The organism is Nonomuraea sp. NPDC059194 (genome assembly GCF_042754765.1).
Lineage (GTDB): Bacteria > Actinomycetota > Actinomycetes > Streptosporangiales > Streptosporangiaceae > Nonomuraea.
In genome coordinates this window covers 15,084-37,415 of sequence record NZ_JBHZBH010000059.1, presented here as the reverse complement: position 1 = coordinate 37,415, position 22,332 = coordinate 15,084, and the positions used below count along the sequence as shown (strand labels likewise).

The following is a 22,332-nucleotide window of genomic DNA, read 5'->3' as shown; positions in this document are numbered from 1 at the left end:
GCCACGAGCGTAGGTCCTTGCGTAGTGCGAACTTTGGACGGTTCAGCACGGCAACCTACGCTCGTTCCCTTTTACACCGCATCCTGGACGCGACCTTCACAACCGGGCTTGGCATCTTCCCGACTCCACGCCGCACATGCCCGACGTGGATCCTCGTTGTCGGTGATACGGATGAGCACGTCGGCTTCGCTCTCTCGATCCTTGGCGTAGCCGAGTTCCATGGTGCGGTCGGCGAGAGGCAATGTCCTGACCAGCCGGCGACCCGGGACGACAGCAGGCACCGCCAACGGTACGGACTCGCGGAGATACGTGATGTACTCACTGCGCCGTTGCCGCTCCTCCCTCTCCGCTCGCCGTTCTTGGATCGCCGACGTCGTGATCACGCACGCACACACCACTCCAGCAGCGATCACACGTGGAGCCAGTGACGTGGTGCCCGTCAACTGAGCAGCGCACGCATAGCTCACAACGGCTAGCGCGGCGACTTCGAGGAGAACCAATCGCGGGCTCGGATGGGGCACAGCTAGTGCCGCCGCGCCGCTGGATACCCACAACAGCGTCGGCCCGAGCAGCGCGGTGCGAAGTGGATGCGTGATTCGCGCCAGCCTCGCGAGCAGCCATCCACCCGGCAAGATCAGCACCACGGCCAAGGCGATGCCGGGCAGGGCCACGTAGCCGTCGAGGTCCTCCTCGTACAGACGCGACACCGGGTACCCCAGGCCAAGGCCCGCGGGCAACCCGATGACAGCGCCCCGGACAAGATCCAAAGCCATTGGTCAACAATGGCACTAACCGATGTACGGCACTGCCGATCCGCCCAAGTAGTGCTCTATCCGCATGCGCATCGACCGGTCCATGGACAGCGTCGACACCTCGTCACGGGGAACCCATCGCACCTCGCGCGACTCGTCACTCGGCGTCGGTTCTCCGCCGACCGCCTGCGCGGTGAGGACGATCGAGAACTCCTGCCGCGCCTCACCGTTGGAGGTGTAGAGGATCACGTGCCGGGGGTCGCTGTAGGTGCCGACCAGCCCGGTGATCTCGCACGTGATGCCGGTCTCCTCGACGGTCTCCCGCACGGCTGCCGCCGGGATCGACTCGCCCAGGTCGATGGCGCCACCTGGGACGGCCCAGTTGTCGTTGTCGGAGCGCCGGATCATCAGGACGTCCCCGGCCTCGTTGGTGACCACGACGTTCACCGAGGGGACGAGGCTGTTCGGCTTGGGCGCGGCGGGATCGTCGTAGAAGTCGATGCGGCGGCCCATGCTCACGAGCCTACCGGGACGGCCCCGGCCCACACCCGCTCGAAGCTGTCGAGGTAGGTGTTGACCATGTCGCCCCCCTGCACCCGGCGCAGATGGAACACCGGCGCGTTCCCGGCGGGCGTGCCGTACACGTGGGTGTTGACGAGGAACTGGTCGTCGGCGCGGTAGATCGAGTTGTAGAGCACCGTCCGATGCAGCCGGATCTCCACGTTCTCCCGCCCACGCAACGGCCGGTAGAGGACAAGGACGTTGCGAATCTTGGCGGCCATACCGCCGTCTATGCCCTCGTCCTCGCCACGCTGGGCGACCTCGGCGCAGTCAGGGTCGCCCAGCAGAATACGGACCCGCACGCCCGCGCCGGCCTTTTCGCCGAGCATCCGAACCATGCCCGCGTCGTCGGCGAGAAAAAGCCCGCTGTAGACGAGCACGCCGATCTCCTCGGACGCCTCGGCGAACAGACGTCCCCACGCGTCCCGGGGCACGGCCCAGCGATGCGGATAGACGCGCACGACCTCGCTCTCGGACGCCGACGCCACCTGTTCGCGTGTGAGCGCCTCCGGCCATAGGTAGGTCTCGTCCGTGCCCAGGTAGGAAGCCACCGCATACCGGTGTTTTCGGTACGGCTCGCGCCCCTTGGTGATCCACCGCTCGACCGTTTTCGGATCGACTCGGATCGCATCGGCCAGATCCGCGATGCTCACCCCGCGTTCCAGCAGTGCCGCGCGTAGCCGTTCGTTCGCCATCTCACCTGCTCCGGGAGGACGCCCAGGGACCTCGACATCGTAAGCCGGACGTCTTGAACATGTCCCGTCCTGTAGTGATCTCGTCCTCACTCTTCGTCGCATTCTCAGTTCGCAAGCAAGAACGGCGACCGAAAGGAGTGGTGATCACATGGCAAACGAGATCTACCCGACCCCCGCGTGCGAGTGCGGCGCGGTGTTGGACGAGGGACAGACCCGCTGCCTCAAGTGCCTGGCTCGTGACCGCTGGGCCAGGAAGCAGGCGGGCAAGCGCTCGCGTCGCGGCCAGACCCGCCGTCCCCCGCGCGGCCCGCGCAACAGCTCCAAGGCTGGGGTGATCTGGTCATGATCGCGCTCGTTATCGCGGCGGCTCTCGGCCTCGTCGTCCTGGTCGGCTTCGTGATGATCGTGGTGAGCATTCACCGCGCCGACAGGGCCATGAGCGCGAGCCTTCGCGACCGGATGGCTACCGGTTATGTGGGGCGGGGCGTGTCGTGGACGTAGATAGCTGCTCCTCGACCTGCGCGAGCCGTACCGACAGCTCTTGTACGGCGGAGCGCAGGTCGGCGACCTCGCCCGCGAGATCCCCGGCCGGGGCTGCCTGGTCGCCATCACGGACGAACACGCCCTTGCCCTGCTGGCCGATCACCAGGCCCTCGTTGCGCAGAATGCCGACCGCCATCTTCACCACCGACAGCGACGCGTCGTATCGCTCGGCGAGCTGGGCGGTGGAGGGCAACGGGCTGCCGGGCGCGAGGGAGCCGCCGCGGATCTGCGAGCGCAGATCGTCAGCGATCTGGAGGTAGCCGGGCCGCCCGGTGTGCTTGACCATCGCACCAATCTCACCACACCAAGTCACCCACGCCAACATTGACAACTGAGCCAACTAGGTTAACCATGTTGGCTACGACGAATAAGGAGGTCAGACCCTATGCGTACCGTCCCGATCCCGGTGGACACCACCAAGCTCGCCATCACCTGCGTCAAGGCCCCACAGCCGCGCGTCCTCAACCGCGACACCGGCGAGATCAAGACCGACAAGAACGGCAACACCGTCTTCGAGGTCACTGTCTCGGTTGAGGACGAGTTCGGCCGCATCGAACTCGTGAAGATCGGCACCACCGGCGAACCCCCCATCACGACCGGCGACCAGGTCACCGCCGTCGGCCTGCTCGGCTACGTCTGGGAAATCGCCGGCCGGTGGGGCATCGCTTACCGCGCCTCGGCCCTGCTCCCCGCGCGGGAGGCTGCCAATGCCTGACCCGCTGCTCCTGCTCATAGCCCTGGCCGCTACGGCGGCCGGGCTGTGGGCCTGGCGCCGCTACCACTACCCGTCCTTCTGGCTCGCCGTCGGCTTCCCGCTCATGGCCCTGTCCGTCCGGGCGTCCTGGCGGCGGGTAGCGCTGGGCTGCGGGCTGACCAAGAAGCGGCAACGCTGGTGGTTCACCCTCACCCCCGGCGCCGTCGCCTCCACCGGCCTCGTCAAGGTACGGCGCCGCTTCCAACGCGTCGCCGTCGACACCAAACCGTTCATGTGGCTGCCGCTGCCCACCCGGTACGGCTGGCGCGTCACCCTGTGGACGCTGGAGGGCCAAATTCCCGGCGACTACGCCGACGCCGCCGAACGCCTCGCCCACTCCTGGGGCGTGCACGCGGTACGCGTCTCCTCCGACAAGCCGGGCCGGGTACGACTGGCCGCCACCATGCGTGACCCACTCGTCAAGGTCGACCAACTTCCGCCCTCGCCCGACCTGCTCAAGGTCACCGTGGGACGGTTGGAGACCGGCAAACCCTGGGTGGTCGACTTCCGTACCGTCCCGCACTGGCTCAACGCGGGCGCGACCCAGTCAGGCAAATCCAACCTCGCCAACGCTCTGATTGTCGGCCTGTCCCCGCAACCAGTGGCGCTAGTCGGCTTCGACCTCAAGGGCGGCGTCGAGTTCACCCCCTACTCTGCTCGGCTGTCAGCCCTGGCAACGTCTCGCGCCGAATCCGTCGACCTACTAACCGACCTGGTCGGCCTCATGATCGACCGGATGGGCCTGTGCCGCCAGGCCGCCGCCCGCAACATCTGGCAACTCCCTCCCGCCCTTCGACCCGTGCCCGTGGTGGTCCTGGTCGACGAGCTGGCCGAGCTGTACCTGATGGCCGACAAGAGCGAGAAGGACGAGATCGCCCGCACCTCGACGGCGCTGCTGCGGGTGGCTCAGCTCGGGCGGGCCTTCGGCATCTATCTGTTCTGCTGTGGCCAACGGATCGGCTCCGACCTCGGCCCCGGCGTCACCGCGCTGCGGGCTCAGTGCTCGGGCCGTATCTGCCACCGGGTCAACGACCCCGAAACCGCCACCATGACCCTCGGCGACCTCGACCCCGCCGCCCTCGCCTCCGCCCGCGCCATCGCCGCAGAGACACCCGGCGTCGCCATCGTCGCCTCCCAGGACGGCCAGTGGTACCGCGCCCGCTCCTTCCACGTCAGCGAGCAAGCCGCCGAACACGCCGCCCGCACTCACGCCCACCTCGCCCCGCCCTGGGACGAGATCACCGCCCACCTTCCACAAGCCGTCAACGCCTGAACCCATGAAAGGGGGTGCGACGATGCGACGCTTCGCCTGCCGACTGCTCGACACCGGCCCGGTCGTCGTCCTGGCCGTCATCGCGGGTGCCGGATCGTTCACCCACATCCGCGACACAGCCGCCGACCACGGCCAAACCGGCTGGATGTCCTGGGCGGTGGCCGTCTGCATCGACCTCACCTGCGTCATGGCCGCCCGCGAACGGCAGCGCGACAAGACGACGGACAGGGTACGGCGGGGCCGGCTCACGTGGCCCGTCCTCGTCCTGTCCGGCGGCATCGTCCTGTCCCTGGCCGCCAACCTGGCCCAGGCCGACCCGACGGTGTGGGGCTGGATCACCGCTGCCACGCCCGCGACTGCCTTCCTGATCGCCGTCTCCATGCTGGAGCGCCGGATGATCGACCGTCCTGAGCCGTCCCCCGCCGCCGTCCCCGAACTCGCGCCCGTCCTGCAGACCGAGGACGAACGGGAGGACGAGCCGGAGGCCGGCCCCGCGCCCGCCCTGCTCGACTACGCCCGCCGCGTCGCCGACGAACACCACGCCAAGCACGGCAGACCCATCACCCGCGACGCTCTGCGCGTCCGCCTGGGCGTCTCCAACCAACTCGCCTCTGATCTGCTCCACACCCTGCGAACCGCCTGATCAGAAGGGAGAACACCGATGACCGACCGCCGAACCGCTTTCGTCACCGGCCTTCGTGACCTCGCCGCCTACTTCGAGGCCAACCCGGACGTCCCGCTGCCCCGGCACAGCATCACCGCCCTGTACTTCCCTCCCAAGGCCGACGACAAGGCGATGCGCGCCGACATCGACCACGTCGCCGCACTCCTCGGCACCGAGATCGACCCCAAGGACCTCCAGTTCGGCCACTACAAGACAGGGCTCAGCTTCGGCCCCGTCCGCTACGAGGCGCTCGCCATCCTCGCCGACGCACGCGCCCGCCACGAGGCCGCCAACAGCTACCGCGACAACATCGCGCTCACCTGACAGGACACGACCATGCGAATCCGCCTCGACGGCACCCGCGCCGAGATCATCGACGCCTTCTTCCGGCTACGCCTGAACTTCACCGTCTCCGGCGTCTCCCGCGCCTACCCCGACCGCGCCAAGCCCCGTCACTGGCGGGTCTACGTCAACACCACACCCCGCGAAGGGAGGTGACCCCCATGACGCGCTACCGCTGCTGCACCTGCAACGGGACCGGACTCGACACCGACCACGAACGCTGCCGCGACTGCGACGGCACCGGCATCGACAACCACGGCGCATAAAGCGCGGCGCCCCCGGCCTGGCCGTACATCCGCCAAGACGCCTGCCAGGTCGGGGGCCATCCCCTCACCCGAACGAGTGAAAGGAGGTCTCCATCTTGCCCACAAACCGCACCAACGCGCACCTCATCAACGGCTTGATCACCCGCCTCAACGCCCCCGACTACGACCGGTGGGCCGCCCAGATCCGCGCCACCGGAGGATGCCGCCAACCGATCCACCTGCGCGGCAAGGTCGAACACAGGGACGCCGTCACTGGCGTACTGCTCCACCGCTACACCACCCGCCACGAACCCGACGGCGTCCTACGCCTGCCCTGCAAGACCCGCCGCGCCTCCCGCTGCCCCGCCTGCGCCGAGACCTACCGCGCCGACACCTACCACCTCATCCGCGCAGGCCTCATCGGCGGCAAAGGCGTCCCCGACACGGTGACCGACCACCCGACCCTGTTCGTCACCCTCACCGCCCCCTCCTTCGGCCCGGTCCACACCCGCCGAGACACCGGACCCTGCCACGCCCGCCGCAACGCCCCGACCTGCCCACACGGCACCGTCATGTCCTGCACGGCAAAGCACAACCCCGACGACCCCCGCCTCGGCGAACCGCTCTGCCCCGACTGCTACGACTACACCGGCTCAGTCCTGTTCAACGCCCTGGCCCCGCTCCTCTGGAAGCGCCTGGCCGACTCCCTCCGCCGGCACCTGGCCAAACTCGGCGGCCTGGCCCTGCGCGAACTCCGCGACCACCTCACCGTCTCCTTCGCCAAAGTCGCCGAATACCAGCGCCGCGGCGTCGTCCACTTCCACGCCGTCATCCGCATCGACGGCCCTGGAGGTCCTGCCGCACCGCCCCCGGCCTGGGCCACCGCCGACGTCCTGGAGCAAGCCGTACGGCACGCCGCCCGGGTCGTCAGCGCTCTGGTCCCGGCCGTCGACGACCAACCGGCCCGCCTGTTCAAGTGGGGCGCTCAGCTCGACATCCGCCCCATCACCCTGGACGGCGAACTCACCGAACAAGCCGTCGCGGGCTATATCGCCAAGTACGCCACCAAGGCGGCTGAGTGCGTCGGCACCCTCGATCGCCGCATCAACCCCCTCGACAACCTCGACGCCTTCAACCTCCGCGACCACGCCAAACGCCTGATCGCCGAATGCCTACGCCTGGGCGCCATCGAGGACCTGGCCGACCTCCGGCTCACCCAGTGGGCGCACATGCTCGGCTTCAAGGGACACTTCTCCACCCGATCCCGTCGCTACTCCACCACCCTCGGCGCACTCCGCGCCGCCCGCGAAGACCACGCCCGCGACCACGAGATCACTACCGGGCGCCTCCCGCTCTTCGACGAGGACACCGTCCTCGTGATCAGCGAATGGACCTACGCAGGCAAGGGCCACTCAGCCGGAGACCAGCTCCTCACCGCCGCCATCACCGGCACATCACGAGGAGGCTCACATGAGCGCTGAACTCCTCACCGTGCCGGAAGCGATGGCCACCCTCAAGATCAGTCGGTGGACGCTCTACAACCTCATCCGCTCCGGCGAGGTCACCTCGATCCTCGTCGGTGCCCGCTGCCGACGCATCCCCGCGGAAGCGCTCGACGCCTACGTGACCCGACTCTGCGAGGAGGCCTGCTCATGACCAAGCGATCCAATGGAGAAGGCTCGATCTTCCCGTACAAGGACGGCTGGGCAGGTTATGTCTGGGTCACCACCCCGGAAGGCAAGAAGACCCGCAAGTGGGCGTACGGCAAGACTCGCGAGGAGACCCACGAGAAGTGGCTCAAACTCCACGAGCAGACCCGCAAAGGACCGGTGGCCACCAAGCACGAGACCCTGGCAGCCTTCCTCAAGCGCTGGCTCGCGGAAGTCGTCGAACCCAACCGTGAACCAACGACCTACGTCGCGTACGAGCCGCTCGTCCGGCTCTACATCATCCCCGGCCTGGGCAAGAAGCGCCTCGACAAGCTCACCGTCCGCGACGTGCAAGCCTGGCTCAACACGCTGCCCACCCTCTGCACCTGCTGCGACCAGAAGAAGGACCACAAGCGTCCTCAGGCCAAGCGCCGATGCTGTGCCATCGGGAAGTGCTGCAAGGGTTACCCAGCCCGGTACACGATCATCGGCATCCGTCGCACCCTCCGGGCTGCCCTCGGCCATGCCATTCGCGAGGAGCTGATCTCGAAGAACGTCGCAGCGCTGACCACGCTGCCCAGCGCCAGCAAGACCAAGAAGAAGCGCCAACAGGCCGTCTGGAGCGTCGATGAAGCTCGCCGCTTCCTCGAACATGTCCAGGACGATCCACTCTATGCCGCGTACGTGCTGATCCTCGTCCTTGGCCTGCGACGCGGGGAGGTGCTCGGCCTGGCCTGGGACTGCGTAGATCTCGCCACCGAAGAGCTCCACATCGCCCGGCAGCTCACCAGAGTCGGCGGGCAGCTCCTCCACCGCGACAAGACCAAGACAGACGACTCCTCCGCCTCGCTCCCGCTACTCGGCTTGTGCATCTCGGCCCTCAAGCGGCGCCGCCAGACCCAGGACGACGCCCGCCAGGACGCTGGTAAAAAGTGGAAGGATTCCGACCTCGTGTTCACCACGAAGTTCGGCACACCCATCGAACCGCGCAACCTCAACCGTGCCTTCGACGCTCACTGCAAGAACGCCGGCGTTCCTCGCATCCGCGTCCACGACACCCGGCACACCTGCGCCTCACTCCTGGCCGCCCTCGACGTCCACCCCCGCGTCGCCATGCGCATCCTCAGGCACTCGCAGATCTCGGTGACCATGAACGTTTACACCCAGATCCCCAGCCCGGAGACCCGCAAGGCACTCGACAAGCTCAACGACAGCCTCGGCGGCTGACCGCTGCAACATCAGTCGGAGTCCCATCCCTAGCCGCGTGATCCGGGGTGGGACTTCCTGCGTTTGCAGATCACCCGCCAAGAACTTCCTGTCGCTCCGAACCCGTATCGAAGAACGCATCCAGGTAGGCATCGGGCGGAAGATCGCTGTCTCTGAGAAGGGAGAAAACCTCTGTGCCCTGCCCGATTGCCGCATCCGACAAACGGTAAGACTGCGCGAAATCCAAGAACTCGAAGTCCTGCCCTTCGACATACTCGGCTGCCTCCTGCTCAGCCAGCAGGATCGCCGTCTCAGTCGAATCGGCCCGCCACAGGGTGATCCGTTCCTCGTAAGCGCCGTGAGTGACCCACCGGAAGACGCATCGAACCGCGTACCACGCTTCCACGGAACCCCCGAAGCCGATGCCGTTGCTGTATTTCGCTGCTGTATAGAGATCGCAAAGGCCCTCCGGGATCTTCCCGAAGGGCCTTTGAGCTGCAGAGCCGACGAGGGGAATCGAACCCCTGACCTTCTGTTTACAAGACAGATGCTCTGCCGATTGAGCTACGTCGGCGCGGCCTCACAGTCTAGACGCTACCGCCGCCGATGACGAGCGACCTCATACAACGTCACCCCCGCCGCCACCCCAGCGTTCAGCGACTCCGCCGCCGCGTGCATCGGGATCCGCGCCACCACGTCGCACTGCTCCCGAACCAGTCGCGAGAGCCCCTTCCCCTCGGACCCGACGACCACCACGAGCGGCTCCTCCAGCAGGGAGACCTCGTCGATGTCGACGGTCCCCGCGCCGTCGAGGCCCACCACGAACAGCCCCGCCTCGCGGTACTCGCGCAGCGCCGCCGTCAGGTTCGCGGCGCGGGCGACGCGCAGGTTGGCCAGGGTGCCGGCGGACGTCTTCCACGCCCCTCCGGTGACGCCCGCGGCCCTGCGGGACGGGATGAGCAGCCCGTGGGCCCCGAACGCGGTGGCCGAGCGCGCGATGGCGCCCAGGTTCCTAGGGTCGGTGACGCCGTCGAGGGCGACGATGAGCGGCACCTCGGCGGCGTCGTGGGCGAGCTCGATCAGCTCGTCGGGGTGCGCGTAGTCGTAGGCGGGGATCTGGAGGGCGATGCCCTGGTGGACGGCCCCTTCGGTGAGGCGGTCGAGCTTGTCGCGGGAGACTTCGAGCAGCGCGATGCCCGTGTCCGCGGCGATCTTGATGGCGTCGCGGACGCGGTCGTCGTTGTCGATGCGCTGGGCGACGTAGAGCGCGGTCGCCGGCACGCCCGCCTGGAGCGCCTCGACGACGGGGTTGCGCCCGCCGATGTACTCGGGCGTGTCCTCGGGCTTCCTCTGCCGTACGGCAGGCCGCGACGACGACCCGCCGCGCTCCTCGCGGGCGATGCGCTCGCCGCGTGCCTTGTCCTTGTACCAGTGCCTCATGTGCGCAGGCGGAGTAGCGCCCTTGCCTTCCAGCGAGCGCCGGACGTTGCCGCCCGTGCCCTTGGCCGGGCCCTTCTTCTTGGAGGGCCTGCCTGACGCTCTTCCACCTGCTGCCATGCAACAAGAGTACTAGCGGGTCAACTCCCATCGAGCCCCGTGCGGGGTGTCCTCGACGGTGATGCCGGCCTCGGCCAGGCCATCCCTGATCGCGTCGGCGGCCGTGTAGTCCTTGCGGGCGCGGGCCGCCTGGCGCTGCTGCAGGGCCACCTTGACCAGGGCGTCGACGACGCCGGTGAGGTCGGAGCCCGCCGTACGCCACTGGGGGGAGCGGGGGTCGAGGCCGAGCACGTCGAGCATGGTCTGGGTTTCGGCCAGCAGCCGCGCGACGGCCTCCTTGTCGCCGCGCGCCAGCGCGACGTTGCCCTCGCGGACGACCTCGTGGACGACGGCCAGCGCCTGGGGCGTGCCGAGGTCGTCGTCGAGGGCGTCGACGAAGGCCTGGGGCAGCGGGGCGTCGGCGTCGACGTCGTGGATGACCTCGGCCGCCCGGGTGACGAACCCTTCGATGCGCTGGTAGGCGGCGGCCGCTTCGAGCAGCGCCTCCTCGGAGTAGTCGATGGAGGAGCGGTAGTGCGGCGCCGCCAGGTAGTAGCGCAGCTCGACGGGGCGCACCCGGCTCAGCAGGTCGGGGATCAGCAGGGAGTTGCCGAGCGACTTGCTCATCTTCTCCGCGCCGATCTTGAGCATGCCGTTGTGCATCCAGTAGCGGGCGAACCCGTCGCCGGCGGCCTGGGACTGGGCGATCTCGTTCTCGTGGTGCGGGAAGATCAGGTCGATGCCGCCGCCGTGGATGTCGAAGGTCGAGCCGAGGTACTTGGTGGCCATGGCCGAGCACTCCAGGTGCCAGCCGGGACGGCCGGGGCCCCACGGGGTCGGCCAGATCGGCTCGCCGGGCTTCTCGCCCTTCCAGAGCGCGAAGTCGCGCGGGTCGCGCTTGCACGACTCGTCGTCGGTGTCGCCCGCGGCGCGCATGTTCTCGAGCTTCTGGTTGGACAGCTTGCCGTACTCGGAGGCGTAGGACTGGACGTTGAAGTAGACGTCACCGCCCGAGGCGTAGGCGTGGCCGCGCTCGATCAGCCGCTGCATCAGCGTGATCATCTCGGGTACGTGCCCCGTGGCGCGCGGCTCGACGGTCGGCGGCAGGCACCCGAGCGTGTCGTACGCCCAGGTGAAGGCCCGCTGGTTGCGCTCGGCGACGACGAACCACGGCACGCCCTCGGCCGCGGACACCCTGATGATCTTGTCGTCGATGTCGGTGACGTTGCGGCAGAACGTCACGTCGTAGCCCGAACGCGTCATCCAGCGCCGCAGCACGTCGAAGTTGACACCGGAACGGATGTGCCCGATGTGGGGCGGTGCCTGCACGGTGGCGCCACACAGATAAATCGACGCCCGGCCGGCTTCGACCGGAACGAATTCACGGATGGCGCGCGTGCTGGTGTCGTATAGGTGCAGGCTCACGAAGGCAAGGGTACGGACTGCGAGGGCCTTTGGCTAAGCGATCCCACGCATGGCGCCCAATCCGTGTCAATATGTGGGGCGCTCAACCCCTGAGGATGACCTTGCGCGGGTGAATGCGGATGATCAGCCGCTCCTGTCCGGGCGGCTCCTCCCACGAGTTGCCCGTGTACTTCAGCGACAACTCCTCGATCAGCGCGCCCTCGGGGTCGTCCTCGACGGTGACGCTGCCGCGCACCTCGGCGTACCTGTAGGGGTCGGCGGGGTCGATCACCAGGATGCTGACGCGCGGGTCGCGCTCGAGGTTGCGCGGCTTGCGCCTGCCCTTGATCGTGGAGACGAGGATGTCGTCCCCGTCGGTCCGCACCCAGACGACCGTCGACTGCGGCCCGCCGTCGGGGTTGATGCTCGTCAGAGTCGCGTAGTTGGGTCCGTCGAAGAGCTTCCTCACGTCTTCGTTCATGAACACCATTGTTCTGTAGGCTCGAAAACGCCATGGACGTGACTCCCCCCTCCGCGCTGCGCCGCATCGGCATCGCGCTCGCCGGGCTCGCCGTCGCGGGCCTCACCGCCACCGCCTGCGTGCTCTCCTTCGATGACCTGCGCGCCCTCGCCGTTGTCGGCACGGCCCGCGCCGACCTCGCCTACCTCTATCCCGCGGCCTTCGACGCCCTGCTGGCGGTGGCGTTGATCAGCGTGCTGCTGCTGCGTTCGGGCCGGCTGCTCGTGCGTCTGCAGGCGGCAGTCGTGCTGGTGCTGCTCATCGCGGCCGCGGCCACCGTGAACGTGCTGGTCACCACGAACGGCATCGCCCGGCTGCCCGTCGACGCGGTCGCGGTGGGCGTGGCGGTGGCGCCGTGGGTGATGCTGACGGTCGCGCTGTGGCTGTGGCTGGTGATGATCAAGCACGTACAGGCCCGTCGCGGGCCCGACGAGCCTGCCGAGGGTACGGCGGAGCGCGACATCGTGCCGTTCCGCGGCCCTCGCGAGGCACCCCCGCTGGTCGGTACGGCCGAGCAGGAGCCGGAGCCGACACCCGTGATCGGCCCCACACCCGCACCCGAGACTCCTCCGGTGCCGCCGATCCCCGTTTCGCAACGCGTCACCCGGTGGGAGTCAGAGCCGACCGGTACGGCGGAGCCGCAGGCCGTACCGAAACCCAGGACCGAGCCTGCCCCCACGCTCCGGACTCGCGCCCCCGATCCCGCCGAAGCCCCGAGCGCCGCCCCCCACTTCACCAAGACCAACCCCACCGCAGCCCCGACGGCCGCGTCTCACCCCGCTGAGATCCAGCGCGATGAGACCGAGCGCGCTGAAACCAAGCCCACCGGGACCAAGCCCGCTGAGACCCAGCCCGCCGAAGCCCCGAGCGCCGCCCCCTACCGCACCGAGACCGACCCCACCGCGGCCCCGACGGCCGCGGTCCAGCCCGCTGAGACCCAGCCCGCCGAAGAGTGGACGAGGGCAGGAGAGGGTCGCCGCCAGGACGCCGACGACGTGACCGCGCCCCACCCCGTCTACGCGGCCGATCAAAGGGAGCCCGTCGAGGAGCCCGAGCTTGATCGCCCCATCCGCTGGGGTGACCTGGCCAGGACCGAGCCGACCGACGTGCTGGTCCATCCGCGCCCCGACGACTCCCGCGATCCGGACAGCGTCCGAGACGCCGACACCCAGCCCGTCCGGGTCGTCTCCGAACAGCGGCTCCGCCCGCTCGCCTCCAGTGCCGCCACGCGCGCCGACAGCCCAGACCCCGGCCACGGCCCCGAGTCGGCCGACGAGTCCGAACCCGTCTTAGGCCCGCCCGAAACCCACGACAGCCCGGCCGACACCCACGAAACCCACGACAGCCCGCGCGAGACCCAGGAAGACCCGCCCGAGTCCCAGAAGATCGCGGGCGAAACGCGCACAGGCCCACACGAGGCTCAGGATGGTCCGGGCGAAACGCACACGGGCCTGCACGAGACCGACGATGGCTCGCGCGAAACCCTCGAAGGCCCAGGCGAAACCCAGAAGGCCCCGCTGCCCGACGCCCCCTCGGGACGGCTGCGCAGTACCCCGCTCCCGCCCGAGGAATGAACCGAACCTTGACCTGACGGGGGTGGCGAGCTGACCCGAAAGCGGGCAAGAAGCCTCCCGTGACGATCAAGTCATGGGTACCAATCCCTGAGGGAAGCGACTTTCCCATCCACAACCTGCCCTACGGCGTCTTCTCGCGAGAGGGCGAGCTGCCGCGCGTCTGTGTGGCCATCGGCGACCAGGTCCTCGACCTGCACCTGCTGACGGTCACAGGTGTCATGCCCGAGGCCTACTGGTTCGCCGCGGGCAGGCTGAACACCTTCATGGGAGCGGGCCCTCGCGCCTGGTTCCATGTGCGCGAACGGTTGACCGAGCTCCTCACCGACGTCTCGAACATCGACAGGGTGCTCCCCTGCCTTCGGCCGCAGTCGGAGGTCAGGATGCATCTGCCGTTCAACGTGGCGGACCTGGTCCTGTTCCAGACGTCGATCGAGAACGCGACGAACCTCGGCAGGCTGTTCCAGCCGCCTGGCCGCGACCCGTTGCCGCCGACGTGGCGCAGGATGCCCGTCGGCCAGTACGGCAGGGCCTCTTCGGTCGTCGTCTCTGGCTCGCCCGTCGTGCGTCCTTCGGGCCAGCGCAAGGACGGCTTCCTGAAGCCCGCCGAGCGCCTGGACCTGTCGGCCGAGCTCGGCTATGTCATGGGCGTGCCGTCGGCTCCGCCGTACCCGCTGACGACGAAGGACTTCCCGCATCACGTGTTCGGCATGGTGCTGATGAACGTGTGGCGCGCCTACGATCTGATCGTGCCGGAGTCGCGCGCGCTGGGCCCGTTCCTGGGGCAGTCGTTCGCGGTGTCGGTCTCGCCGTGGGTGGTGCCGTTGGCGGCGCTGAACGCCGCGCGGGTCGAGCAGCCGGAGCCGGATCCTGAGCCTGCGGCGTACCTGCGGACGTGTGAGCCCGCGGGCCTGCGCATCACGCTCGGCGTCAACGTCAACGACACGCTGCTGTCCGAGCCTGACTACGCCCGCCAGTACTGGACGGGGCCGCAGCTGCTCGCGCACAGCACGATCGCCGGGGCGCACCTGCGCACCGGCGATCTGCTCGCCTCAGGCCCCGTGGGGGGCACTGGGACGCTGCTGGAGCTGACGGGGAACGGGCCGTTCCTGGCCGACGGGGACTCCGTCGTGCTCACCGCCCGCACGTTCGACGGCGTGGGGTTCGGCGAGGCGCGGGGAACGGTGCGCCCCGCCGTCTAAACGCTCGTGCCACGGCGCAGACCAGCGACGATGCCCACGCCGACGACGGCCAGGACCACCTGCATCACGAGTTCAATCCAGTCGATGCCGGAGGTCGTCTCAACGCCGAGGACCTGCGCCAGGGCCGTGCCGATCAGAGCCGCCACGATCCCGACCACGATGGTCAGGATCCAGCCGATGGCCTGCCTTCCGGGAAGCAGAAGACGACCGATCGCGCCGACGACGGCCCCGATGACGATGGCACCGAGGATGGATTCGATTGTCATGAGAACCTCCCCGTGGGGTGAGATTTTCACCGCCCACGGGGAGACGATTACCCGGCTACGCGCCGATAATCGCGGCAATGCCGAAGTCGCAGGTCAATGCGTGCCTCGCGTCGCCTGTGCGCGCGCGACGATGAGGACGCCGACGACGGCGAACAGGATCTGGATGATGTGCTGCCACCAGTTGATGCCGGGGGTCCTGGTGAGCCCGAGGAAGTAGGCGACCAGGGTGCCGAGCAGCGCGGCCACGACGCCGACGATCCAGGTCATGGCCAGCGACATGTGCTGCTTGCCAGGGACGATGAGTCTGGCGATCGCGCCGATGACGATACCGAAGACGATCGCGGAAATGATCGAACCGATCATGTCAAGTTCCCCCCGTGTGTCGACCTGCCCGCAGGGGGACGTACCCGGCATCTCCGCAGGTTACGCATGCCAAGGATGGCGGTCCGTACCGCGCCAGTGACAGACCGCCACCCTCGGTGGCTCGGCGGGCTTGGCACCGCCCGCCGGGGATTACCCCTCGCCTGACAAGACGCGCTACTGGCCCTGAGGGTTGACCGCCCCGATGACAAGGGCGGTGGCGAAGGCCGCGATCCCCTCACCGCGGCCGGTCAGGCCGAGCCCGTCGGTGGTGGTCGCACTGAGGCTCACGGGCGCGCCGACGGCCGCGCTCAGCACCTTCTCCGCCTCGGTACGGCGGGGCGCCAGCTTGGGCCGGTTGCCGATCACCTGGATGGCGACGTTGCCGATCGTGAAGCCCGCGGCGCGCACGACCCTGGCGGTCTCCTCGAGGAGCGCGACGCCCGCGGCGCCCGACCAGCGTGGGTCGGAGGTGCCGAAGAGCCCGCCCAGGTCGCCGAGACCCGCGGCGGACAGGAGGGCGTCGCAGGCCGCGTGGGCGGCGGCGTCGCCGTCGGAGTGGCCTTCGAGCCCGGTCTCGCCCGGCCAGTGGAGGCCTGCCAGGTTGAGCTCACGGCCAGACGCGAACGGGTGGACGTCGACTCCGACGCCCACCCGCGGGAGATTGGTGTTCAGGAGTTGAGAACCTCGTCGAGCAGGGCCTCAGCCTTGTCCTCGTTGGTCTTCTCCGCGAGAGCCAGCTCGCTCACCAGTATCTGGCGGGCCTTGGCCAGCATCCGCTTCTCGCCCGCCGAAAGACCGCGCTCACGGTCACGCCGCCACAGGTCGCGAACGACCTCGGCGACCTTGTTGACATCACCCGACGCGAGCTTTTCGAGATTCGCCTTGTATCGCCTCGACCAGTTGGTCGGCTCCTCGGTGTGAGGCATGCGCAGAACGTCGAAAACGCGCTCAAGGCCCTCCTGGCCGACGACATCGCGCACACCGACAAGTTCTGCGTTCTCCGCAGGCACCTGGACGGTAAGGTCGCCCTTGTCGACCTTGAGCACCAGGTAGGTCTTTTCCACACCCTTGATGGTTCGGGTCGTGATTTCTTCGATCCGAGCAGCCCCATGGTGGGGGTAGACGACAGTGTCGCCGACCTGGAAAGTCATGTGACAAGTACCCCTTCCGCTGTACTCCAGGGTACCACGCGTCCACAGCCTCCCGGAACAGTGAAATCACCATAACTGCAGGTCAAAGCCGCATATTACTACTTGACAACCGTTCAACTCTGTGAATCGCATAGCTGACATAGCGAATGACCTGCGGGGGTGTGGATATGACCATGAACCCGGATGGATATGGTGGGCGCTGCCCCAACTCGCACACGCGCGCCATAAGGAGAACCCGCCCGTGACCAGCCGTCGCTGGATTATCGCCGCCGCTGCGTTCCTTGCCGCACCGGTACTGGCCGGCTGCGCCGCCGGATTCGACGCCAACACCAACCAGCCGTACGCGCCGAACGAGGCCGCGGCGCTCATCGAGAACGGCTCCTACGGCGTGCGCGGCGTCAAGATCCCGCAGGCCTTCGTCCTCGGCCCCGACTCGGGCGCCAAGCTCGCCCAGGGCGGCTCCGCGCCGATCTACCTGCACATCGTCAACACCAACGGCGAGGCCGACTCGCTCGTGGGCGTCGCCGCCGAGGGCCTCGGCACGGTGAAGCTGGCCGCGCCGATCGCGCTGCCCAGCAACCAGGGCGTCAACACGGGCAAGCCGCAGCCGCAGCTGATGATCGAGGGGCTCAGCAAGCCGCTGAGCGGCGGCGAGAGCGTCAAGCTCGGGCTGCAGTTCGCCAACGCCGGCTCGGTGACGGTGACGGTGCCCGTGGTCACGCGCAGCCGCGAGTTCGCGCAGTACCCGGCCGCGCCGGGCGCCACCCCGGCCCCGCCCACGCCCACCCCGACCGAGACCCACACCGCCGAATCCGGCCACTAGCCGTTCGTTCCGGACCCCCGATTCATCCGGTACGGCAAGCCGGTCTGGCACCTCCGCCCCCGCGGGGCGCGCGCCCATTACGGGCGCGCGCCCAGCAGGACTCCGGTTCCCGCCGTCACGGCGCACCGAAGCCGGGAAGGCCATGGACCCGGAAAAGCCTGAAACGGGCCCCAGAAGCCCTCTGAGGCCCTCCAGGACCATCGACGCCTCCAGGGGCCACCCGCACCCTCGGAGATCGTCTGCGTCACTCCAGGACCCTCTGACGAGCGAAACCCCGCCTGCCGTACCGCAAGCGGGGTTTTCTCGTCTCAGAGCGACCGGGGGAAGCCTCAGTCGTCCACAGGGTCGAACTTGTAGCCGAGCCCGCGCACCGTCAGGATGCACCGCGGGTTGGACGGGTCGGCCTCGACCTTGGCGCGCAGCCGCTTGACGTGGACGTCGAGCGTCTTGGTGTCGCCCACGTAGTCGGCGCCCCACACCCTGTCGATCAGCTGGCCGCGGGTGAGCACCCGCCCGGCGTTGCGCAGCAGTACCTCGAGCAGCTCGAACTCCTTCAGCGGCAGCTGCACCTGATCGCCGCGCACGGCCACGATGTGCCGGTCGACGTCCATCCGCACGGGACCGGCCGCCAGCACCGCCGACTCCAGTTCCTCCACCGTGTCGCCCTGCCGCCGCAGCACCGCGCGGATGCGGGCGACCAGCTCGCGGGAGGAGAAGGGCTTGGTCACGTAGTCGTCGGCGCCCAGCTCCAGCCCGACCACCTTGTCGATCTCGCTGTCCTTGGCGGTCAGCATGATGACGGGCACCTTCGAGCGCTGGCGCAGCGAACGGCAGACCTCGGTGCCGGGCAGGCCGGGGAGCATGAGGTCGAGCAGCACCAGGTCGGCGCCGTTGCGGTCGAAGGTGTCAAGAGCCTCGGGCCCGGTCGTCGCGACCGAGACCTCGAAACCCTCCTTGCGCAGCATGTACGAAAGTGCGTCGGAGAACGACTCCTCGTCCTCCACGACGAGCACTCGGGTCACAATCCCTCCTTGGTCGGGTTCGGGACCCGAGCGGTGGTGCGGTGTCTGTTGGGGGCATGTCTGTCGCAGGCGTCGCGACGCTCAGCCATTGGCGGCCTCCAGAGGACGCTGAACGGGGACGGCGGAGCCGCCGAACGCGGGCAGGCGCATCGTGAACGTGGAGCCCGATCCTTCCTTGCTCCACACGCTCACCTCCCCGGCGTGGGCCACGGCGACGTGCTTGACGATGGCGAGGCCGAGGCCTGTTCCGCCGGTCGCGCGCGACCTGGCGGCATCGACTCTGAAGAACCTCTCGAAGATGCGCTCCAGCGACTCCTCGGGGATGCCGATCCCCTGGTCGCTGACGCTGATCTCCACGCAGTCGCCCGCCGGGCGGGCGCTGACGACGACTCTGGTGTGCTCGGGGCTGTAGGCGATGGCGTTGGAGATCAGGTTGCGCAGCGCGGTGACGAGCAGTTCCTCGTCGCCCCAGATGCGCAGCCCTTCGGTGCCGCCCGCCACGAGCGTGATGTCCTTGGCGATGGCCTTGGTGTTGCAGTGGTCGATGGCGTCGTGGACGGCCTCGTCGATCGCCACCTGGCCGGGCGTGGGGATGGGTTCGGCGCCCTGGATCCTGGACAGCGTGATGAGGTCCTGCACCAGGTAGGTCAGCCTGGCCGCCTCGTGCTGCATGCGGCCGGCGAAGCGGGTCACCGCCTCGGGGTCGTCCGCGGCGTCCTGGATCGTCTCCGCCAGCAGGCTGAGCGCGCCGACCGGGGTCTTGAGCTCGTGGCTGACGTTGGCGACGAAGTCGCGCCTGACCGCCTCGACCCTGCGCCGCTCGGTCTGGTCCTCGGCGAGCACGAGCACCTGGCCGTGGGAGCCGAGTGGCGCCACGCGCACCGCGAAGTTGGTCACTTCCTGACCGAACTTGTGCCCGGCGACGTCGATCTCGCTCTCGCGGATCTCGCCGTCGCGCCGTACCTGCCTGGCCAGCGCGAGGAGTTCGGCCGCCATCAGCCGCTCACCCTTCACCAAACTGAAGGCCCTCGCGGCCGAGCTGGCCCGCAGCACGCGGTCGTGCGCGTCCAGCACCACCGCGGAGGAGGGCAGTACGGCCAGCACGGAGGCCACGCCCTGCGGCAGGGCGCCGGTCTCCGCGTCGTCTGACGTCTCGCCGCGCCTGCCCCGGACCTCGATCTGGTTCCGGTAGAACAGGACGGCGACGGCCCCGACGACGAAGCCGGCCAAGGCCGCGAAGCTCATGGCCATCTCACCCATGCGCATCCTTTCCTGCAGTCCTACATTCCTGATGGTAGGTGCGCTTTTCCCGGTTACAGACCCCTCACCAGGGCAGGTACGCCGTCTTTCCCGGAAAGTTCATCTCGCGGTCGAGGTTCGTTCATCGCGGTGCCCGTACGGTGACGACATGCGTGACGCCTACCACGAAGATCTTGATTCGCTCACCGACAAGCTGGTCGAGATGACCAGACTCGTCCGCTCGGCCATTTCGCGCGCCACCACCGCGCTCCTGGACGCCGACCTGCCGCTCGCGGAAAGCGTCATCTCCAACGACGAGGAGATCGACCAGATCTTCGCCGGCATCGAGGAGTCCATCTACGACCTGATGGCCCGCCAGCAGCCGGTCGCCGTCGACCTGCGCATGGTCATCACCGCGCTCCGCATGGGCACCGACCTCGAGCGCATGGGCGACCTGGCCGAGCACGTGGCCAAGGTCGCCAGGCTGCGCCACCCCGAGTCGGCGATCCCGCCGGAGATCCGCTCCACGATCCTCCAGATGGGCCAGATCGCCGAGAACCTCATCACGAAGGCGGGCGCGTGCGTGTCGTCCCGCGACGTGGAGGCGGCCAAGGAGCTGGAGGCGGACGACGACGCGATGGACCGGCTGCACCGCCGCCTGTTCAAGGAGATCCTGCACAAGGACTGGAAGCACGGCGTCGAGCCCGCGATCGACATCACGCTGATCGGGCGCTACTACGAGCGTTACGCCGACCACGCGGTACGGGTGGCCGGCGACGTGATCTACCTGGTGACGGGCTCGCGCACCGGCTGAGCGCCCGGGGCCGTGCGCCCCACGCGGTGATGATGCTCGGACAGCGTGGACATCCGCGTGCTCGGCCCCGTCGAGGTGCGGGACGGCGGGTCCGAGGTCCCGCTGGGCGGGGCGCACCACGGCGCCGCCGTGTCCATGGGTCCGTTCACCTACCTCGGACGCCGGCCATTTCCGCGCCCTTCATCGGTCAGCGGCCCTGGTTGGCCACGGCCTCGATCGCCGCCTTCGCGGCCTCGGGGTCGAGGTACTCGCCGCCGGCGACCAGCGGCTGGAAGTCGGCGTCGAGCTCGTAGCGCAGCGGGATGCCCGTCGGGATGTTCAGCCCGGCGATCTTCTCGTCGGAGATCCCGTCGAGGTGCTTGACCAGCGCCCGCAGCGAGTTGCCGTGGGCGAAGACGATGACCGTGCGTCCGGCCGCCAGGTCGGGCACGATCGCGTCGTACCAGTACGGCAGCATGCGGTCGACGACGTCCTTGAGGCACTCCGTCTTCGGCATCAGCTCGGAGGGCAGCAGCGCGTAGCGGGGGTCGCCCTGCTGGGAGAACTCGTCGTCGTCGGCGATGGGCGGCGGCGGCACGTCGTAGGAGCGGCGCCACAGCATGAACTGCTCCTCGCCGAACTCCTCGCGCGTCTGCGCCTTGTTCTTGCCCTGGAGCGCGCCGTAGTGGCGCTCGTTGAGCCGCCACGAGCGGATGACGGGCAGCCAGGCCAGGTCGGCGGCCTCCAGCGCCAGGTTGGCGGTGCCGATCGCGCGGTTCAGCAGGCTGGTGTGCACCACGTCGGGCCTGATGCCCGCCTCGACCAGCAGTTCGCCGCCCCTGCGGGCCTCCTGCTCACCCTTGGGTGACAGCGGGGCGTCCACCCATCCGGTGAACAGACCCTTGACGTTCCATTCGCTCTCACCGTGTCGTACAAGCACCAAAGTCGCCATGCGGACAAGCCTATCGAGCGGACTTGCGTGCCACACCACAGAGGAAATACGGGCCGGTGTCCTTGAACGGCACGAAGTCCGGGTTGTCGGGGCGCCATTCCGGCAGGTTGACGACGCCTGGTTCGACCAGGTCGAGCCCGTCGAACAGGGAGACGATCTCCGTCGAGCGGCGGGCGGTGAACTGGGCGGAGGCGCCCCGGTAGACCTGTTCGACGCCGGGCGCCGCCTCGGGCTGCAGGTCACTGCAGACGTGCGAGATCGCCACGTAGCCGCCGGGAGCGAGGGCGTCGGTGAGCGTGGCGACGATGGGCGCGGGGTCGTCCTGGACGAAGTGGACGATCGCCAGCAGAAGCACGGCGACGGGCTGGGAGAAGTCGAGGTGGGCGCGGGCCTGGGCGAGGATCACCTCGGGCGCCCGCAGGTCGCCGTGGACGATCCGCACCTGCGGGGTGTCCTCCAGGAGGGCGCGGGCGTGGACGAGCACCTGGGGGTCGTTGTCGGCGTAGACCACTCTGGCGCCGGGTCCGGCGACCTCGTGGACGTTGTCGAGCGTCGGCAGGCCGGTGCCGATGTCGAGGAACTGGTCAATCCCCTGAGCCCGGAGGAATCGGACGGCACGCCCGAGAAAGGCGCGGTTCTCCCTCGCCCCGACCGGAATGTGCGGAACGATCTCCAGCACCTTCTCGGCCGCCGCGCGATCGGCGGGGAAATTGTCTTTCCCGCCGAGGAAATAGTCGTACATTCGCGCGACATTAGGGATATTCGGATCAAAGCTCACAGGCTCAGTCACAAATCTTGATCGTACG

The 22,332-nt window shown here is 68.6% G+C and carries 30 protein-coding genes and 1 tRNA gene; 14 read left to right on the top strand and 17 right to left on the bottom strand.

The window, feature by feature from the left end; translation table 11 throughout:
- Window positions 1-71: 71 nt before the first annotated feature.
- Genes ACFXJ8_RS40745 through ACFXJ8_RS40735 form a run of 3 tightly spaced genes read right to left on the bottom strand, consistent with a single transcriptional unit; the run spans window position 72 to window position 2,008 of the window.
- Window positions 72-773, bottom strand: a complete 702-nt coding sequence (locus ACFXJ8_RS40745) for a hypothetical protein (protein ID WP_379650403.1) — start codon at window positions 771-773, stop codon at window positions 72-74.
- A 15-nt stretch (window positions 774-788) separates the two neighbouring features.
- Window positions 789-1,265 (bottom strand): NUDIX hydrolase, encoded by a 477-nt coding sequence (locus ACFXJ8_RS40740; RefSeq protein WP_379650401.1) that lies wholly within the window; start codon window positions 1,263-1,265, stop codon window positions 789-791.
- Window positions 1,266-1,267: 2 nt separating this feature from the next.
- Complete coding sequence (locus tag ACFXJ8_RS40735; protein ID WP_379575273.1) at window positions 1,268-2,008, bottom strand: helix-turn-helix domain-containing protein; 741 nt, start codon at window positions 2,006-2,008, stop codon at window positions 1,268-1,270.
- A 148-nt stretch (window positions 2,009-2,156) separates the two neighbouring features.
- Between ACFXJ8_RS40735 and ACFXJ8_RS40730 the strand changes: the two genes are divergently transcribed.
- Both ACFXJ8_RS40730 and ACFXJ8_RS40725 read left to right on the top strand, forming a co-directional pair.
- Window positions 2,157-2,354, top strand: coding sequence for a hypothetical protein (locus ACFXJ8_RS40730; protein WP_379650400.1), 198 nt, complete (start codon window positions 2,157-2,159; stop codon window positions 2,352-2,354).
- Window positions 2,351-2,509, top strand: coding sequence for a hypothetical protein (locus ACFXJ8_RS40725; RefSeq protein WP_379650398.1), 159 nt, complete (start codon window positions 2,351-2,353; stop codon window positions 2,507-2,509). Before ACFXJ8_RS40730 ends, ACFXJ8_RS40725 begins: the two co-directional genes overlap by 4 nt.
- On the opposite strand, the gene ACFXJ8_RS40720 is transcribed toward ACFXJ8_RS40725, so the two are convergent.
- Window positions 2,472-2,837, bottom strand: coding sequence for a GntR family transcriptional regulator (locus ACFXJ8_RS40720; RefSeq protein WP_379650396.1), 366 nt, complete (start codon window positions 2,835-2,837; stop codon window positions 2,472-2,474). The genes ACFXJ8_RS40725 and ACFXJ8_RS40720 overlap by 38 nt on opposite strands.
- 99 nt (window positions 2,838-2,936) lie before the next feature.
- On the opposite strand from ACFXJ8_RS40720, the gene ACFXJ8_RS40715 reads away from it, so the two are divergent.
- The 8 genes from ACFXJ8_RS40715 to xerC all read left to right on the top strand — a co-directional run bounded on the left by ACFXJ8_RS40715 (window position 2,937) and on the right by xerC (window position 8,705).
- Window positions 2,937-3,266: a hypothetical protein gene (locus ACFXJ8_RS40715; RefSeq protein WP_379650394.1), complete on the top strand. Its 330-nt coding sequence runs from the start codon at window positions 2,937-2,939 to the stop codon at window positions 3,264-3,266.
- Complete coding sequence (locus ACFXJ8_RS40710) at window positions 3,259-4,578, top strand: FtsK/SpoIIIE domain-containing protein (RefSeq protein WP_379650392.1); 1,320 nt, start codon at window positions 3,259-3,261, stop codon at window positions 4,576-4,578. Before ACFXJ8_RS40715 ends, ACFXJ8_RS40710 begins: the two co-directional genes overlap by 8 nt.
- Window positions 4,579-4,600: 22 nt before the next feature.
- Window positions 4,601-5,221, top strand: a complete 621-nt coding sequence (locus ACFXJ8_RS40705; protein ID WP_379650391.1) for a DUF2637 domain-containing protein — start codon at window positions 4,601-4,603, stop codon at window positions 5,219-5,221.
- Window positions 5,222-5,239: 18 nt separating this feature from the next.
- Window positions 5,240-5,566: a hypothetical protein gene (locus ACFXJ8_RS40700; RefSeq protein ID WP_379650389.1), complete on the top strand. Its 327-nt coding sequence runs from the start codon at window positions 5,240-5,242 to the stop codon at window positions 5,564-5,566.
- 12 nt (window positions 5,567-5,578) lie between these two features.
- Window positions 5,579-5,740 (top strand): hypothetical protein, encoded by a 162-nt coding sequence (locus tag ACFXJ8_RS40695; RefSeq protein WP_379650388.1) that lies wholly within the window; start codon window positions 5,579-5,581, stop codon window positions 5,738-5,740.
- Between the two features lie 205 nt (window positions 5,741-5,945).
- Complete coding sequence (locus tag ACFXJ8_RS40690) at window positions 5,946-7,310, top strand: replication initiator (RefSeq protein ID WP_379650386.1); 1,365 nt, start codon at window positions 5,946-5,948, stop codon at window positions 7,308-7,310.
- Entirely contained in the window at window positions 7,300-7,485 is a 186-nt protein-coding gene (locus ACFXJ8_RS40685) for a helix-turn-helix domain-containing protein (protein ID WP_379650385.1), read from the top strand. Before ACFXJ8_RS40690 ends, ACFXJ8_RS40685 begins: the two co-directional genes overlap by 11 nt.
- Window positions 7,482-8,705, top strand: coding sequence for a tyrosine recombinase XerC (gene xerC / locus ACFXJ8_RS40680; protein ID WP_379650383.1), 1,224 nt, complete (start codon window positions 7,482-7,484; stop codon window positions 8,703-8,705). The genes ACFXJ8_RS40685 and xerC overlap by 4 nt, the downstream gene beginning before the upstream one ends.
- 70 nt (window positions 8,706-8,775) lie before the next feature.
- On the opposite strand, the gene ACFXJ8_RS40675 is transcribed toward xerC, so the two are convergent.
- The 5 genes from ACFXJ8_RS40675 to ACFXJ8_RS40655 all read right to left on the bottom strand — a co-directional run bounded on the left by ACFXJ8_RS40675 (window position 8,776) and on the right by ACFXJ8_RS40655 (window position 12,105).
- Window positions 8,776-9,090 (bottom strand): hypothetical protein, encoded by a 315-nt coding sequence (locus ACFXJ8_RS40675; RefSeq protein ID WP_358144131.1) that lies wholly within the window; start codon window positions 9,088-9,090, stop codon window positions 8,776-8,778.
- Between the two features lie 95 nt (window positions 9,091-9,185).
- Window positions 9,186-9,258 (bottom strand) — tRNA-Thr (locus ACFXJ8_RS40670).
- A gap of 20 nt (window positions 9,259-9,278) precedes the next feature.
- On the bottom strand, window positions 9,279-10,241 hold the full coding sequence (gene rlmB, locus ACFXJ8_RS40665; RefSeq protein ID WP_379650381.1) for a 23S rRNA (guanosine(2251)-2'-O)-methyltransferase RlmB: 963 nt from the start codon (window positions 10,239-10,241) through the stop codon (window positions 9,279-9,281).
- Between the two features lie 12 nt (window positions 10,242-10,253).
- The gene (cysS, locus tag ACFXJ8_RS40660) at window positions 10,254-11,645 is read right to left on the bottom strand and encodes a cysteine--tRNA ligase (protein WP_379650379.1); all 1,392 of its coding nucleotides are present in this window, start codon (window positions 11,643-11,645) and stop codon (window positions 10,254-10,256) included.
- A gap of 82 nt (window positions 11,646-11,727) precedes the next feature.
- A complete protein-coding gene (locus ACFXJ8_RS40655; RefSeq protein WP_379650378.1) occupies window positions 11,728-12,105 on the bottom strand; it encodes a PPOX class F420-dependent oxidoreductase in 378 nt (125 codons plus the stop codon).
- Between the two features lie 32 nt (window positions 12,106-12,137).
- On the opposite strand from ACFXJ8_RS40655, the gene ACFXJ8_RS40650 reads away from it, so the two are divergent.
- Together ACFXJ8_RS40650 and ACFXJ8_RS40645 are read left to right on the top strand one after the other, a co-directional pair.
- Window positions 12,138-13,718 (top strand): DUF2637 domain-containing protein, encoded by a 1,581-nt coding sequence (locus ACFXJ8_RS40650; RefSeq protein ID WP_379650377.1) that lies wholly within the window; start codon window positions 12,138-12,140, stop codon window positions 13,716-13,718.
- A gap of 59 nt (window positions 13,719-13,777) precedes the next feature.
- Window positions 13,778-14,917, top strand: coding sequence for a fumarylacetoacetate hydrolase family protein (locus ACFXJ8_RS40645; RefSeq protein ID WP_379650375.1), 1,140 nt, complete (start codon window positions 13,778-13,780; stop codon window positions 14,915-14,917).
- Here the strand turns inward: ACFXJ8_RS40645 and ACFXJ8_RS40640 are convergent.
- The 4 genes from ACFXJ8_RS40640 to ACFXJ8_RS40625 all read right to left on the bottom strand — a co-directional run bounded on the left by ACFXJ8_RS40640 (window position 14,914) and on the right by ACFXJ8_RS40625 (window position 16,697).
- Entirely contained in the window at window positions 14,914-15,183 is a 270-nt protein-coding gene (locus tag ACFXJ8_RS40640) for a GlsB/YeaQ/YmgE family stress response membrane protein (RefSeq protein WP_379650373.1), read from the bottom strand. The genes ACFXJ8_RS40645 and ACFXJ8_RS40640 overlap by 4 nt on opposite strands.
- 93 nt (window positions 15,184-15,276) lie before the next feature.
- A complete protein-coding gene (locus ACFXJ8_RS40635; RefSeq protein ID WP_379650371.1) occupies window positions 15,277-15,546 on the bottom strand; it encodes a GlsB/YeaQ/YmgE family stress response membrane protein in 270 nt (89 codons plus the stop codon).
- Window positions 15,547-15,720: 174 nt separating this feature from the next.
- On the bottom strand, window positions 15,721-16,197 hold the full coding sequence (gene ispF, locus ACFXJ8_RS40630) for a 2-C-methyl-D-erythritol 2,4-cyclodiphosphate synthase (RefSeq protein ID WP_379650369.1): 477 nt from the start codon (window positions 16,195-16,197) through the stop codon (window positions 15,721-15,723).
- Between the two features lie 17 nt (window positions 16,198-16,214).
- Window positions 16,215-16,697 (bottom strand): CarD family transcriptional regulator, encoded by a 483-nt coding sequence (locus ACFXJ8_RS40625; protein ID WP_181615762.1) that lies wholly within the window; start codon window positions 16,695-16,697, stop codon window positions 16,215-16,217.
- Between the two features lie 241 nt (window positions 16,698-16,938).
- Here ACFXJ8_RS40625 and ACFXJ8_RS40620 point away from each other — a divergent pair, with 241 nt between their 5' ends.
- Window positions 16,939-17,520, top strand: a complete 582-nt coding sequence (locus ACFXJ8_RS40620; RefSeq protein ID WP_379650367.1) for a copper chaperone PCu(A)C — start codon at window positions 16,939-16,941, stop codon at window positions 17,518-17,520.
- A 329-nt stretch (window positions 17,521-17,849) separates the two neighbouring features.
- Here ACFXJ8_RS40620 and ACFXJ8_RS40615 read toward each other — a convergent pair whose 3' ends face one another.
- Together ACFXJ8_RS40615 and ACFXJ8_RS40610 are read right to left on the bottom strand one after the other, a co-directional pair.
- Window positions 17,850-18,542, bottom strand: a complete 693-nt coding sequence (locus tag ACFXJ8_RS40615; protein ID WP_379650365.1) for a response regulator — start codon at window positions 18,540-18,542, stop codon at window positions 17,850-17,852.
- A gap of 81 nt (window positions 18,543-18,623) precedes the next feature.
- Window positions 18,624-19,793: a sensor histidine kinase gene (locus tag ACFXJ8_RS40610; protein ID WP_379650411.1), complete on the bottom strand. Its 1,170-nt coding sequence runs from the start codon at window positions 19,791-19,793 to the stop codon at window positions 18,624-18,626.
- Window positions 19,794-19,950: 157 nt separating this feature from the next.
- On the opposite strand from ACFXJ8_RS40610, the gene phoU reads away from it, so the two are divergent.
- A complete protein-coding gene (phoU, locus tag ACFXJ8_RS40605; protein ID WP_379650363.1) occupies window positions 19,951-20,595 on the top strand; it encodes a phosphate signaling complex protein PhoU in 645 nt (214 codons plus the stop codon).
- 187 nt (window positions 20,596-20,782) lie between these two features.
- Here the strand turns inward: phoU and ACFXJ8_RS40600 are convergent, their stop codons facing one another.
- Window positions 20,783-21,526: a phosphoglyceromutase gene (locus ACFXJ8_RS40600; protein ID WP_379650361.1), complete on the bottom strand. Its 744-nt coding sequence runs from the start codon at window positions 21,524-21,526 to the stop codon at window positions 20,783-20,785.
- Window positions 21,527-21,536: 10 nt separating this feature from the next.
- Window positions 21,537-22,304 carry an SAM-dependent methyltransferase gene (locus ACFXJ8_RS40595; RefSeq protein ID WP_379650409.1) on the bottom strand — a complete coding sequence of 256 codons (768 nt, stop codon included), beginning with the start codon at window positions 22,302-22,304 and terminating at the stop codon, window positions 21,537-21,539.
- Window positions 22,305-22,332 lie beyond the last annotated feature (28 nt).